The following is a 332-nucleotide window of genomic DNA, read 5'->3' on the forward strand; positions in this document are numbered from 1 at the left end:
GTCAATTTTTGAAGGGTTTGTTGTGGAGAAGTGTTTTATTTTGCTTGGTAGTTTGGTCTTTGATTTGTTTATTTTTGAGTGTTTTTTTTTTAATGGTTGTTATTTTTTTTTTGATATTTTAAATTTTTTTTTTTTATTTTTATGGGTTGAAGTAGGGTATATTGGTAGTTTTTCTTGTTTTGATTTTAATATTGTTTCAGTTTTTTTTTTATCGTGTTGTGGGTTGTGTGTGGCTCCTTGATAATTGCTATTTTTAATTGTAATATTAGAGTTTGGCTGCTTGTGTAGATGATTTTATTTTTTTTTCTTTTGGGGTTTGTTCTGGTTTAAAT

The 332-nt window shown here is 25.9% G+C and carries 1 protein-coding gene; it reads left to right on the forward strand.

Annotation, left to right across the window (positions count from 1 at the left end):
• Window positions 1–241: hypothetical protein (locus Q4519_RS21805; protein ID WP_303516043.1), on the forward strand; the 241-nt coding region annotated here is incomplete at its 5' end.
• Window positions 242–332: the final 91 nt, after the last annotated feature.

It is taken from the genome of Motilimonas sp. 1_MG-2023 (assembly GCF_030547455.1).
In the GTDB taxonomy this organism is placed as follows: domain Bacteria; phylum Pseudomonadota; class Gammaproteobacteria; order Enterobacterales; family CBDFNC01; genus Motilimonas.